General features: G+C 53.0%; 12 protein-coding genes. 8 read left to right on the forward strand and 4 right to left on the reverse strand.

The features are described 5' to 3' along the window. Genes EDM59_RS16265 through EDM59_RS16275 form a run of 3 tightly spaced genes read left to right on the forward strand, consistent with a single transcriptional unit; the run spans nucleotide 1 to nucleotide 3,386 of the window. On the forward strand, nucleotides 1–936 hold the full coding sequence (locus EDM59_RS16265; RefSeq protein ID WP_122924555.1) for a dipeptidase: 936 nt from the start codon (nucleotides 1–3) through the stop codon (nucleotides 934–936). 33 nt (nucleotides 937–969) lie between these two features. Beyond that, nucleotides 970–2,028, forward strand: a complete 1,059-nt coding sequence (locus EDM59_RS16270) for a DmpA family aminopeptidase (RefSeq protein WP_122924556.1) — start codon at nucleotides 970–972, stop codon at nucleotides 2,026–2,028. A 23-nt stretch (nucleotides 2,029–2,051) separates the two neighbouring features. Continuing rightward, on the forward strand, nucleotides 2,052–3,386 hold the full coding sequence (locus EDM59_RS16275) for a serine hydrolase domain-containing protein (protein WP_281274567.1): 1,335 nt from the start codon (nucleotides 2,052–2,054) through the stop codon (nucleotides 3,384–3,386). Nucleotides 3,387–3,455: 69 nt separating this feature from the next. On the opposite strand, the gene EDM59_RS31780 is transcribed toward EDM59_RS16275, so the two are convergent. Genes EDM59_RS31780 through EDM59_RS16290 form a run of 3 tightly spaced genes read right to left on the reverse strand, consistent with a single transcriptional unit; the run spans nucleotide 3,456 to nucleotide 4,250 of the window. Then, a complete protein-coding gene (locus tag EDM59_RS31780) occupies nucleotides 3,456–3,629 on the reverse strand; it encodes an IS3 family transposase (RefSeq protein ID WP_122924557.1) in 174 nt (57 codons plus the stop codon). Beyond that, nucleotides 3,613–3,945: a DDE-type integrase/transposase/recombinase gene (locus tag EDM59_RS16285; protein WP_122924558.1), complete on the reverse strand. Its 333-nt coding sequence runs from the start codon at nucleotides 3,943–3,945 to the stop codon at nucleotides 3,613–3,615. The genes EDM59_RS31780 and EDM59_RS16285 overlap by 17 nt, the downstream gene beginning before the upstream one ends. Before the next feature lie 8 nt (nucleotides 3,946–3,953). Then, nucleotides 3,954–4,250: a transposase gene (locus EDM59_RS16290; RefSeq protein ID WP_122924559.1), complete on the reverse strand. Its 297-nt coding sequence runs from the start codon at nucleotides 4,248–4,250 to the stop codon at nucleotides 3,954–3,956. A gap of 225 nt (nucleotides 4,251–4,475) precedes the next feature. Between EDM59_RS16290 and EDM59_RS16295 the strand changes: the two genes are divergently transcribed. The 3 genes from EDM59_RS16295 to EDM59_RS16305 are packed head-to-tail and all read left to right on the forward strand — an operon-like array spanning nucleotide 4,476 to nucleotide 9,532. Next, nucleotides 4,476–5,723 carry an exo-beta-N-acetylmuramidase NamZ family protein gene (locus tag EDM59_RS16295; RefSeq protein ID WP_122924560.1) on the forward strand — a complete coding sequence of 416 codons (1,248 nt, stop codon included), beginning with the start codon at nucleotides 4,476–4,478 and terminating at the stop codon, nucleotides 5,721–5,723. 6 nt (nucleotides 5,724–5,729) lie between these two features. After that, complete coding sequence (locus EDM59_RS16300) at nucleotides 5,730–7,418, forward strand: serine hydrolase domain-containing protein (RefSeq protein WP_122924561.1); 1,689 nt, start codon at nucleotides 5,730–5,732, stop codon at nucleotides 7,416–7,418. Nucleotides 7,419–7,435: 17 nt separating this feature from the next. Further along, nucleotides 7,436–9,532, forward strand: coding sequence for a glycoside hydrolase family 3 protein (locus EDM59_RS16305; RefSeq protein WP_425455992.1), 2,097 nt, complete (start codon nucleotides 7,436–7,438; stop codon nucleotides 9,530–9,532). A 56-nt stretch (nucleotides 9,533–9,588) separates the two neighbouring features. On the opposite strand, the gene EDM59_RS16310 is transcribed toward EDM59_RS16305, so the two are convergent. Further along, entirely contained in the window at nucleotides 9,589–10,464 is an 876-nt protein-coding gene (locus EDM59_RS16310) for an AraC family transcriptional regulator (protein WP_122924563.1), read from the reverse strand. Between the two features lie 154 nt (nucleotides 10,465–10,618). Between EDM59_RS16310 and EDM59_RS16315 the strand changes: the two genes are divergently transcribed. After that, nucleotides 10,619–11,107, forward strand: coding sequence for a YdhK family protein (locus tag EDM59_RS16315; RefSeq protein ID WP_092265909.1), 489 nt, complete (start codon nucleotides 10,619–10,621; stop codon nucleotides 11,105–11,107). 258 nt (nucleotides 11,108–11,365) lie between these two features. After that, the gene (locus EDM59_RS16325) at nucleotides 11,366–12,700 is read left to right on the forward strand and encodes an ABC transporter substrate-binding protein (protein WP_122924565.1); all 1,335 of its coding nucleotides are present in this window, start codon (nucleotides 11,366–11,368) and stop codon (nucleotides 12,698–12,700) included. Nucleotides 12,701–12,702: the final 2 nt, after the last annotated feature.

Consider the following 12,702-nt stretch of genomic DNA (forward strand, 5'->3'; position numbering starts at 1 on the left):
ATGGCAGCCATGAACGTGATTGACTTGCATTGCGATGCGCTATTGAAATTATGGGAACGAAACGGAGAAATCTCTTTTGCTGACTCCGCAGAGCTGGATGTGAACAAGGAACGGCTGCTGCAAGGCGGGGTCAAAGTACAATGCTTTGCGATCTACACCAATGCTGATATGAAGGCAGAGCAGCGTTTTCAAGCGGCACTCGATCAAATCCACTACTTTTACAAAGACGTGCTGGGCAACAATCCGCAGATGAAGCAGATTCGGGAATGGAGCGACTTTGATCGTCTGGAGGACGGACAGGTCGGGGCGATGCTGACTCTGGAGGGCGTAGAGCCAATCGGCAGCGACCTGAAAAAACTGCACATCCTGTATCAGCTGGGCGTGCGTGCTGTCGGTCTGACCTGGAACAATGCCAATCTTGCAGCAGATGGTGTACTGGAGCCGAGAAATGCGGGATTGACCACCTTTGGCAAAGAAATCATCCAATTCCATAACGAGCACAAAATCTTGACGGATGTTTCCCATTTGAGTGAGACAAGCTTCTGGGAAACGCTCGAGATCGCCAAGTATCCGATTGCCAGCCACTCCAACGCGAAAGCTGTGTGCAACAACCCGCGCAATCTGACGGACGAGCAGGCAAAAGCGATGTTTGCCAAAGGAGCCAATGTGCACGTCGTCTACTGTCCGATGTTCGTAAAAGAAGAAGGCGAGGCTACGATCCCGGATATGATTCGCCATATCGATCACTTCTGTGCGCTGGGGGGAGTGCGGCATATCGGTCTAGGCTCTGACTTTGATGGCATTACGAACAAGGTCGTGGGCTTGGAGCACGCGGGCACGACTCAAAATCTCATCAATGAACTGCTGAAGCATTATTCCGAGGAGGAAGTGCGCGGATTTGCCGGTGAGAATTTTCTGCGAAATCGACCGGTGTAAGAGGATTGTGAACAAGAGGAGGAGCAAAAGGCCATGAAAATCCGCGAGTACGGGGTAGCCATCGGGCAGCTGCCTACGGGAGAAAAGAACGATATTACAGACGTGCCTGATGTTCGCGTGGGACATGTGACGATCCAGCGCGAATTGGAGGGAGACCAGGAATATGCGTGCACAGGTGTCACCGCAATCGTGCCGCACGGTGGCAGTCTGTTTCGGGAAAAAGTGACTGCTGCCAGCTATGTGATCAACGGCTTCGGGAAAACGACAGGACTGGTGCAGGTCAATGAGCTCGGGGTACTGGAGTCGCCGATCATGCTGACCAATACCTTTTCCGTCCCAGCTGTCACACAGGGGACGCTCGAATATATGCTTGCAGGACATGAAGAAATCGGAGATACGACAGGGACGATCAACCTCGTAGTCGGCGAATGCAATGACAGCAGCCTGAATTCCATACGCAGATGCGTGGTGCAGCCGCAGGACGCCATCGAGGCCATCCAGAAGGCGACGAACGGCCCCGTGGAAGAAGGCGCAGTTGGAGCCGGAACAGGCATGGTCACGTTTGGGTATAAAGGAGGGATCGGCTCCTCCTCCCGCATCGTGTCAGCAGCAGACGCCTCCTATACAGTCGGCGTGCTTGTCTTGAGCAATTTCGGGAGCAAGCATGAGTTTTTGGTTGACAAGCTGTTTCCTGCGCTCGAGAACTCCCTCCCTGCTGTAGAGAAGCCTACCGATGGCTCCATCATCATGGTGCTGGCAACAGATGCACCGCTCAGTGATCGCCAGCTGCTGCGGGTGGCAAAACGCGCGGGGATCGGCCTGGGACGGACAGGCAGTCATTTCGGGCATGGTAGCGGAGACATCGTGATTGCCTTTTCCACGGCGCATAAAATCCCGCATAAAGCCGAAGGGATTGCCGAGACACGCACGCAGCTGCGCGAAGATCATGCCGTGATGAACCAGCTGTTTGCGGCAGCAGCAGAGGCGACGGAGGAAGCCATCTACAATTCTCTCTCCCAGGCAAAGACGACGACAGGCAGAAAAGGAAATACGGTTTACGCCTTTCCGTTCGAAAGATTCAGTAGCCAATAGAGAAGGAAAAGGGGGAGCGTCCCGTGACGAATCATTTGTGGAACGAGGCAGCTTTTGAAGCGTTTGTAGAGAGCTTCATGGAGAAAGAGCAAGTACCCGGACTTGCGGTCGCCATCTCGCGCGGGGGAGAAGTCATCTACCAGAAAGGCTTTGGCGTGCGAGATAGAGAGACGTTAGAGCCTGTTACGCCTGCGACGATCTTTGGGATTGCCTCTGTGAGCAAGTCTTTTACCGCTGCGGCGATCATGCAGCTGGCTGCTGAGGGCAAACTGTCTGTGGACGATCCGGTGGTTGCGCATCTCCCTGCGTTCCGGTTATCCGACGGAAGCGATCCTACCCGCGTAAAAATTCATGATTTGCTGTCCCATACGACCGGTGTACCGCCGCTGCTGCGCAGAGAAGAGTGGCATTATTTTGAGGACCATCTGGATTACGTAGCATCGGCTGCCTATGAGCCTTTGGGCGAGCCAGGGGAGTACTTCAGTTATTGCAATGATACGTTCCTGCTTCTGGGGGCCATCATCGAGCGAGTGAGCGGACGGATGTTTCGGCGCTACATTACCGCTGAACTGTTGGAACCACTGGGCATGAACCGTTCGACGTACAGTCTGGAAGAAGTGTTACGTATGCAGGATGTTTCCGTGCCCTATGTCAAACAGCCGGGACAGTCGCAGCCGCTGCGAGTGGAATGGCCGAGCATCGGAAACTATGAAGCGGGCGGTGGGATTCGCTCCAACGTGCTGGATCTTTTGAAATACGGCGAGCTGTACGTAAAGGGCGGGCGCATGAGGGAGCGAGCTTTTGCAAGCGAGGAAGGGCTTCGCAGCATGTGGAAGCCTGTGCATCAGCTGACGAGATCTGCCTGGTACGGATATGCGCTTAAAGTAGTTCCTGCCTATGCAGAAGGCGTTACGCTGGTCGAGCACGGTGGCGGTCAGCCAGGCGTCTCCTCGCATTTTGGCTTTGTGCCGGAAAAAGAGCTCGTTGTGACCGTCTTGTCCAACATCGATCAGGTGCCGATCCGCGATGTTTGGCTGACTGCCGTGAATGCATGTCTGGGTCTTCCTTTGGATAGACGGGAAGAGCGAGAGCCGCAATACACGGCATCGCCAGACGAGCTGGCTAGACTGACAGGTACATACAGCTCCGCTGAGGGAGGACAAGCGCGCATTTTCATGCGGGATGGCACTCCGGTGGCGGACGTAGCGGGCACGGAATTTGAGCTGCGCCCGAGTGGAGCGGATACGCTGGTCTTTGTCGCAACGGAAATGCCGCTCCGCTTTTTCTTCAAGCCGGAAGCCGGGGAGCGGGCATGGGCAGTGCTTCTGGGGATGCGGATGTTGACGAGAGCAGAGTAAGAAAAAATAGAGAGCGTATCCTCGATCTGAACTGACCCCTGCCAAGTAGACAGAAATATAAAAGCAACATTAAGCAGCCTGAGTCCGATATTCATACGGACTTAGGTTGTTTAGTTTTTGTTGAAAACGTTGCTGGTTGTAGAATTGGATGTAGCGCTTGACAGCATACTTCACTTCTTTACTCGTACGGAAGGTGTAACGATTAAAACATTCAGATTTGAAATGGCTAAAGAAATTCTCCATGCAGGAGGATTCCTTTCACATTCCGTTTTTTTCTTGCCTGTTTCACTGTATCCATGACAAGCTTTAGATCATTTCTTTGGCTAAGCTGATAGGTGATGATCTCATTGTTATATAAGTCTTTAACGGCGGATAGATATAGCCTTTGCCCATTAAAAATTACATAGGTAATATCGGTCACCCATTTCTCGTTTGCTCTAGAAGCGTGAAAATCCCTGTTCAACAGATTACCTGAAATGACATATACTTCTTTTTTACCGTAATAAGGCCTTTTCTTGCGGATGACAGCAAACTTTTGGTTGCACGGTACCGAATCCATTCCACCTTTCACATCTTTAAGAGCTTTTTTAATAAGGCATTCTCCGCTTCAAGTCGTTTGATTTTGGCCTCTGGATCTTCGGGCTTTGTTCGTGGTCTTCCCATGCCAGGACCTTTTGCTTTTCCTCGCTTTTCTTCAAGGCCAGCGAGTCCTTCCGCTTGGAAATATTCCACCCACCTACGCACCATAGAGTGATCGATTCCTAATTCTTTCGCTACGCTCTTGTAACCCATCCCGTCTTTCAGGTATAGATCAACCGCTTTTTTCTTGAAAGCAGTATCATACGTTGTCCTAATTTTCCCCATGCGAAAATCCCCCCATAATAGACAGAGTAAGATGCTTGCTTTTTTCTGTCTACTATGAGGGAATCATATCACGATCAGGGGTGCGCTCTTTTTTTTTACAGTAAGAATTTATACCACAAAGCTTCGTGGAGCCAAATTTTCTAATGTTTGGACTCACCTGATGGGAAGGGTTGCCCGCATCAAAAGTAACCCATAATGAGAAGAAAATACTTGAGGTGAAAGAGGATGAGGTTATCCGTAGGAGTACGGCTCTTCCTGACGCTGCTTCTGGCTGTTTCGGTTTCGAGGGGGGCAGCAGCCAAACAGGATACGCCCATCGTCCAGACCGGGATCGAACGTTTGCTGGAAAATCCCGAAATGCTCACGGGAAAACGGATCGGCTTGATCACGAATCAGACGGGAGTTACGAGGAATCTCGTTCATGATGTAGACGCTTTGCTTGCCCGAAAGCTTTTGCTGGTTGCCGTGTACGGACCGGAGCACGGGGTCCGTGGAACCGAACAAGCAGGTGAGGCAACCGGCTCATTCCGCGATCCGAAAACGGGCCTGCCTTTTTATAATCTGTACGAAAAGAAGCCAAAAGAGATTGCTCACCTTTTCCGCGATGTCGATGTGGTTCTTTACGATATTCAGGATGTCGGCTCTCGTTTTTACACGTACATCGCCACCATGGCTTACGCGATAAAAGCAGCAGCCATCGCTGACAAGCCTTTTATCGTGTTGGATCGCCCCAATCCGATCGGCGGCGAAAAAGTAGAGGGACCTGTGCTCGAGCCGCCTTACCAGTCTTTCGTGGGACTCTATCCCATCCCTGTTCGTCATGGGATGACTGTAGGCGAGCTTGCTGGATATATCCAGAAGCAGTATCTGGAAAAGGAGTTTGGTGCCAAAGCGAAAGTGACCGTCATCCCCATGACAGGGTGGAAGCGGGGGATGTCCTATGAAGAAACAGGCTTGCCCTGGGTGCCGCCCTCTCCGAATATGCCCACAGTGGATACAGCGACTGTCTATCCGGGGAACGGCTTGTTTGAAGGAACCAACCTGTCAGAGGGACGGGGAACGACGCGACCCTTTGAATGGATCGGGGCGCCTTATATCAACAGCTGGGAGCTCGCGCAGAGACTCAATTTGCTCAAGCTGCCCGGCGTTGCGTTTCGCGAGGCGTACTTTCAGCCAGCCTTTTCCAAGCACGCAGGCAAAAACGTTGGCGGAGTGCAGTTTTATGTGACGGATCGCGAGGTGTATGATCCCATCCGCACAGCTCTCTCTGTGATCGTAGAAGTGAAAAAGCAGTATCCGAAGCAATTTGCCTGGCGTCATGACTACTTTATCGACAAGCTGATCGGGACGGACGCGGTCCGCAAAGCGATCGACCAGGGAACCTCTGTGGACGAGATTGTGGCCCAATGGCAGGACAGATTGCATAGCTTTGAAAACCAGCGAAAGCTTTTTTTGCTGTACAGCTCGGAGTGATGAAGAATGAAAAAACGCACAGGCGCTGTCATCATGCTGTGCCTCTGCATGGTCACCACATGGTTAACTCTCGCGATGGATGGGCCTGAAGGGAAAAAAAAGGCAAAGCCCGTGGCGAAGCCCATCTCTCATGCCTGGGATGGCCCCGGCAAATCGATGAACATCCTTCAGTCAGGTAAACCGTCCGATGCCGGGATGGCAGAGGAGCCTTTTCGCGAAATCGATGCGCAAATCGAAGCTGCTATCCGGCAAAACCAGATACCCGGTGCCGTCTTGCTTGTGGCAAGAAGAGGGGTAATCGTCAAAGAGCAGGCCTATGGCTTGGCGGCTAAATACAAGGACGAAGAGTTCACGCCCATGCAGCGGCCCCTTGCCATGCAGACGGACACCCTTTTTGATCTGGCGTCGATCAGCAAGCTGTTTACCTCGACAGCCCTTATGCAGCTCGTCGATCAAGGACTTCTACAGCTGGATGCTCCTGTCGCCCGCTATGTACCTGATTTTGCGGCAAACGGAAAGCAGCAGGTCACGATCCGCCAGCTGTTGACGCATACCTCAGGGTTTCCGGCGTACATCCACCTGTTCAAGAAAGGCAACAGTCGGGCAGAGCGGATGCAGTACGTGCTGGATCAGCCGCTCGTCCAACCGCCGGGGAGCGCCTATGTGTATAGTGATTTGAACATGATCGTTTTGGGAGCTGTGGTAGAAAAGCTTTCTGGACAAACGCTGGATGCCTACGTTCAAACGAACATCCTTACGCCCTTGGGCATGTCGCATACGATGTACAAGCCACCTGGACAGCTGCGAGAGCATATCGCCGCGACGGAATACCAATCTGTGCCGAAGCGTGGGCTTGTCTGGGGAGAAGTGCAGGACGAGAATGCCTGGTCGCTTGGAGGTGTGTCGGGTCACGCAGGACTTTTCGGCACCGCCCGCGATTTGGCTGTTTTCGCCCAAATGATGCTAAATGGAGGAAGCTACGGAGAAAAGCGGATCTTGTCCGAGCAGGCTGTCGCCTGGATGACGGAAAATCAATTGCCAGCCGCTCCTGGAGACGAGCAGGGCCTCGGCTGGGAGCTCGCGCGTGGGACGTATATGGACGCACTTTGCGACAGCAAATCGATGGGGCATACCGGATTTACCGGGACCTCACTCGTCGTCAGTCCCAATCAGGAGACGATCGGAATCTTGCTGACGAACCGGGTGCACCCCATCCGCGACACCGAATCGATAACGCCTCTGCGCAACCAGGTCTTTCGGCAAGTCGCCCGTTCTATCCCTGTTGATATTCCTTGGCAGGAAGGAGCCTGGTTTGCGGGAATGGGGGACGATGCTCAATCAACGCTAACGGCGACCGCAAATCTGGCGGCGGGCGGCACACTTGCCTTTGACACATGGTATCGCTTGGAGAATGAGTACGATTTCGGCTATGTCGAAGCTTCCGTGGACGGAAAGGAATGGCGGCTGCTCGGAAGCCCGGCTACAGGCGAGAGTGACTGGACCCGTGTGTCGCTGCAGGTGCCGCCGGGGACGCGCTATGTGCGTTTCCGCTACGCGACAGATGAGACGATTAACGGAAGAGGCTGGTTTCTCCATCAGCCTGTCCTTCTTCAACCAAACGGAGAGGAATGGAGCGTCAGCTGGAAAGCGGAAGGCTGGAGGCTGGAGCAAACGAGGAAGGAGGAAGACAGATGACCAAAAGCAAAAGTCGTATGCACACCGTTTTTTTCGTATGTACGGTTGTGCTGCTCGCTGCCCTCGTAAACACGGGGACGTCGGGTTATCCGTCAAATGTGAAGGCACAGGCGCAGATCCCCGACCTGCTCATTCACTTGAACCTGCCCGAGCTCAAGGAACAGCGGATCGGCGACACGCTGTCTTTGCAGGCGCTCCATGTGTATTGGGATGGTCATGTCGAGAAAGTGACACGACGACTGCAGTGGAAAAGCTCAAACAAGAATGTCGCCACCGTCGATCGACAGGGGGGTGTTCATTTTACCAGTGACCAGGGCACCGTCTTTCTTTCCGTTTCTGACGGCAGAGTAGAGGATCGGATCGAGCTTGTTTACCGGGAGCAGGGGAGACCCCAGGTGACCGTAATCAAGCAAAAGGGAGAACGCTATCAAATCATTGGCAAATCGATTGCGAGCATGACCTTGGAGGAAAAGGTCGGACAAATGATGATGCCTGATTTTCGCAGGGTGCAAGGGAAAAACGTGACAGCCCTGATGCCGCAAGTGGCAGAAACCATCAAGCGGCATCAGGTGGGAGGTGTCATTCTTTTTCGGGAGAATGTCGGGAATACAGAGCAGACGGTGCACCTCGTGCATGAGTACCAGCAGCTAGCGCAAAAATACGGTCTGCTGGTGGCGATTGACCAGGAGGGGGGCGTCGTCTCCAGGCTGCAGCAAGGAACGGATATGCCTGGCAACATGGCACTGGGGGCAGCTCGCTCCAAGCTGTTGGCATGGAAAGCTGGCGACGTCATCGGAAGTGAGCTCGCCAGCTTGGGGATCAACACCAATTTTGCCCCTGACATGGATGTGAACAACAACCCGGACAACCCCGTTATTGGAGTGAGGTCGTTCGGGGAGGATCCGAATTTGGTAGGAGAGCTTGGAGTCGCCTATATGCGGGGGCTTCAGCAAAACGGAGTCGTGGCAACGGTCAAGCACTTTCCTGGGCACGGAGATACAGCGGTCGATTCTCATTTGGGTCTGCCTCAGGTTCCCCATGATCTCGAACGACTCGCGCAGCTGGAGCTGCTGCCTTTTCGCCAAGCGATCACGGCAGGAGTGGACGCGATCATGACCGCTCATGTCACCTTTCCCAAAATCGATGCGACAACGGTGCTGTCTCAAAAGGACGGGTCAAAAATCGCTCTCCCCGCCACGCTCTCCCCCAAAGTCATCACAGGCTTGATCCGGGAGCAGCTCGCCTTCGATGGGGTGATTTTTACCGATGCGATGAATATGCAGGCCATTTCCGATCATTTTGGGCCCGTGGATGCTTCTCTGCGAGCCATTGAGGCAGGCGCAGACATCCTTTTAATGCCGGTTGACCTGGACAAGGTCATAGCCGGTATCGTGGATGCGGTGAAAAAGGGAAAAATCAGCGAGGAGCGCATCAATCAGTCCGTCAGGCGGATACTGACCTTGAAAATCAAGCGTGGGATCTTGATAGAGGAAGACCCAGAGAGCATCGAGGTCAAGCAGATGAAAGCGCGGGAAATGAATGGATCGGCAGAGCATAGGCAGGTAGAGGCGGAAGCGGCATTGCGCTCCATCACGCTGGTGAAAAACAGCGGTGTGCTGCCGCTGAAGCTGACGGAAGCCCAGAAAATCGCAGTAGTGGGCAAGGAATACGTCGACAAGCTGGCAGAAGCGATGAAGAAATATCACGCCCAGACAACCGCTGTCCACCTAGGAAACAAAGGCTTTACCCCAGAGCAGTGGAAGCAGGTGATACAGGCAGATGCGGTGATTCTCGCTTCCTACACGGCGGATGTAAAGGGCCGGTCGATGGAGGACCCGCTCATGAAAGAGTACAGGCGACTCATCGAGCAGAGGAGAGGGCCTGTCGTAGGCGTAGCCATCCGCAATCCCTACGATATCATGGCTTATCCCGAGGTCGATGCTTACCTCGTCCAATACGGCTACCGCGCAGCGAGCTTTGCCGCAATGGCGGACACCCTTTTTGGCGGGAACCAGCCGAGGGGGAGACTGCCAGTGACGATCCCGGACGGAAAAGGAAACGTCCTCTATCCATATGGACATGGGTTATCCTACGAACAATCGCCGGGGCAATGAATAGCCGAAGAGCAAGCCAAAAGATCCAGCATGGGCAGCTGGATCTTTTGCTTTGTTTAGGCTCGCTTCGCAACCGGAATCCATATTTCACTGCGAAAGACAGGGGATGAGACATCCTTGTGCTCGTTCCACAAGATTTCAGGACCAGGCGCCTGCTCGTAGATCGAGGAGGGGAACCATTCGGAATAGATTCGTCCCCACACGTTTTGCAGTGTATCCGGGAATGGACCGATTGCCTCGAATACCGCCCAGGTCGAAGCGGGAATCTGAAGTGCAGTCAAGTGGCTTGGGCATGCGGCTGTCGTTGCTACACCGATGTAATGGTCCAGCTCTCCCTTCTCGTCCATCCGCCCTTCCGAAAAATTCGTCGAAGCGCTGAGCAGCCCGTAAGGCTCGACGTTGGACAGACTCTTCAGCAGGTGAATAGCAGCCTCATCCAGCGTTGCCCACATGGCGGCAATCTCTGGGTTTACACCGTTGAATTGAATGGGGACTCGCTTTTGGATGCCTGCGATGGTGAACGCTTCTTTTTCCACGATTCGATAGTTCATTTCTGTACCTCCCTGTATCGATAAATGGAAGGTCATGCGTGGATAAGCTTTTAGCACATGGCCGTGACGGCGCGCCTCCGAGGGAGTGATTCCGTGCAGCGCGATAAACGCCCTCGTAAAAGCATCAGCAGAGCTGTACCCGTATTTGACTGCGATGTCGATGATGCGAGCGTCCGTATTGGAAAGCTCGAATGCGGCGAGAGTCAGTCTTCTGCGACGGATATACTCGGAGAGCGGCACACCGGTGAGGAACGGGAACATGCGCTTGAAATGATACTCGGAACAAACCGCCAGCCTCGCCACTTCACGATAATCCATTTCCTCTGTCAAATGATCCTCGATGTACGAGAGGGCGTCATTCAGCTTTTCCAGCAAATCCATACGGCTGACCTCCTTTTCATCTAGTAGAATAGCAGGGATTGAAGGGAGAGCTCCGACTATCCGTGCACAGGAAAGACGGGGCGAATTTGGACATGCTCGTCACAATGTGTATACTGTTCATGTGGACGACTTTGAAAAATGGAGGTGTTTTTGAATGAAAAAACTGCGACTGATTACGTTGATGCTCGTTGCTGCAATGGGCTTGAGTGCTTGCGGTGCGGACACTTCCAAGGCGCCAGAAGGGGTCAAGGATGTGCAAAAAGCGGCCTTTCCCGTTGGTAGTGATGTGATCATCCATGCAGACCATATGCCCGGGATGAAAGGGGCAAAAGGCAAAATCGTTGCTGCCTACGATACGACGGCCTATGCGGTTACTTACACGCCTACAACAGGTGGAGCGCCAGTGACCAACCATAAATGGATCATTCAAGAAGAAATTAAAAATCACAAAACAACCGCGTATAAGCCAGGAACAGAGGTCATTCTGAAAGCCGATCACGAAAAAGGAATGATGGATGCCTCAGCCAAAATCGAGTCGGCAGAATCTACTACGGTCTACATGGTCGACTACACGCCAACGACCGGCGGCGGTGAAGTGAAGAACCACAAGTGGGTCATCGAAAGCGAGATTGCCAAGCCGTAGTGACCCAAAGCAGTGAAAATAGAATCGTGAGCAATAGCGGCAGTCTTGGACTTTTTTTCGTCCAGGCTGCCGTTTCTTTTTGGGGGAAGAAAAGGCTGCTACCTCTTCAGTATAACCGCAGCGAAGACTCCAGCAATAAAACCCAACAAATGGTAAAGAAAGTGAAAAAAGAGGTGAATATATTGAAACTTACTATTCTGAATATTTAGTACAATGCAAGCACACTGGCATTCATCCGTAGATTGAGGGGGTTTGTGTATGAAAGTGTCCAAATGGTTTTCGGCTGTACTAAGTCTGGCTCTGTCTGTGGGGCTAGTCGCCGGGTGTAGCCAGTCTGCCAGCAATCCGCCAGCTGCTAGCTCTGGTGGAGGCAATGGTCAAGCTGGGCAGACCGTTACACTGAAGATGGTGGAGAGTATCACGAGTCCACAGAGAACGGAGCTGCTCAAGGAACTTCTGGCACAGTTCGAGGCGAAAAATCCGGGCATCAAGGTCGATTTGATTTCCCCCCCGTTTGAAGGGGCCGATCAAAAAATTACCCAGATGCTGATGGCCAAAGAAGAGCTCGATGTGCTGGAGGTGCGCGAGTTCAATGCGAAGCAGTTTTCCATGAACGGCTTTATTGAAAATCTGAAGCCGTACACGGACAAATGGAAAAATTACGACCAGCTGACGGATATCGCCAAGCGGCGAGCGACCTGGGTGGATAACACGCCATACTACATTCCAAATGGCTTGTACCAGCGCGTGTTGTTTTACCGGACAGACTGGCTGAAGGAAGCCGGTCTGGAGGTGCCCAAAACGTGGGATGAACTGCTGGCTGCCGCGAAAAAGCTGACAGACCCGGCTAAAAACCGCTACGGCTACAGCTTCCGCGGAGGACCGACTGGCTGGGATTATGCGCTGATCACCATCTGGGCGTACAACGGCAAAGAGGTCGATCCTGCTTCTGCTTTTTTCTTAAAGGACGGACGTACCGTGTTTGCGGCTCCGGAATCTCTGCAAGCCATGAACTTCTATAAACAGCTCTATAAAGAGGCATCGCCTGCCGATTCAGTCAGCTGGGGCTTCCAGGAGATGGTGCAGGGATTTGTGTCAGGGTCGACCGCTATGCTGATCCAGGACCCGGACGTCATCGATGGGGCAAAAGAAAAAATGAAAGAGGGCACGTGGGCGACTGCTCCGCTTCCGATCGGACCGTCCGGAGTGGCGCAGCAGGTCGTCGGAGGTCCAGGCTGGGGGATGACGGCGTACTCCAAGCACAAGGATGAGGCGTGGAAGCTGATCGAATTTCTCTCCGATCCTGAGCAAAGCACGACGTATGCCAAGCGGACCTCGGTCATTCCGGTCGTCAAAACAGCAGCCGAGGATGAGTTTTACAAGACAGGCTATTTCAAAGCATTCATCGATATGAACGCACAAGCTGACGTTTTCATCGACGTTTCCAGACCGGTTGATTACAAGGGCTGGGGAGCATGGCAAAGCGCGGCCGATAAAGATATTCAGAGCTATTTGCTCGACAAGATCACGGCGGAAGACCTGCTGAAAAAATGGGATGAGTATTGGACAAAAGAAAAAGCAGAGCGGAAATAGGC

This window comes from Brevibacillus nitrificans, from assembly GCF_003710965.1.
Taxonomy (GTDB): domain Bacteria; phylum Bacillota; class Bacilli; order Brevibacillales; family Brevibacillaceae; genus Brevibacillus; species Brevibacillus centrosporus.

Coding starts and splice junctions, on each gene's coding strand:
- EDM59_RS16310 (WP_122924563.1), bottom strand. CDS start 10,464: ATGGATTTGCTGGAAAAGCTGAATGACGCCCTCTCGTACATCGAGGAT.
- EDM59_RS16290 (WP_122924559.1), bottom strand. CDS start 4,250: ATGGGGAAAATTAGGACAACGTATGATACTGCTTTCAAGAAAAAAGCG.
- EDM59_RS16285 (WP_122924558.1), bottom strand. CDS start 3,945: ATGGATTCGGTACCGTGCAACCAAAAGTTTGCTGTCATCCGCAAGAAA.
- EDM59_RS31780 (WP_122924557.1), bottom strand. CDS start 3,629: ATGGAGAATTTCTTTAGCCATTTCAAATCTGAATGTTTTAATCGTTAC.
- EDM59_RS16265 (WP_122924555.1), top strand. CDS start 1: ATGGCAGCCATGAACGTGATTGACTTGCATTGCGATGCGCTATTGAAA.
- EDM59_RS16295 (WP_122924560.1), top strand. CDS start 4,476: ATGAGGTTATCCGTAGGAGTACGGCTCTTCCTGACGCTGCTTCTGGCT.
- EDM59_RS16305 (WP_425455992.1), top strand. CDS start 7,436: ATGCACACCGTTTTTTTCGTATGTACGGTTGTGCTGCTCGCTGCCCTC.
- EDM59_RS16325 (WP_122924565.1), top strand. CDS start 11,366: ATGAAAGTGTCCAAATGGTTTTCGGCTGTACTAAGTCTGGCTCTGTCT.
- EDM59_RS16300 (WP_122924561.1), top strand. CDS start 5,730: ATGAAAAAACGCACAGGCGCTGTCATCATGCTGTGCCTCTGCATGGTC.
- EDM59_RS16315 (WP_092265909.1), top strand. CDS start 10,619: ATGAAAAAACTGCGACTGATTACGTTGATGCTCGTTGCTGCAATGGGC.
- EDM59_RS16270 (WP_122924556.1), top strand. CDS start 970: ATGAAAATCCGCGAGTACGGGGTAGCCATCGGGCAGCTGCCTACGGGA.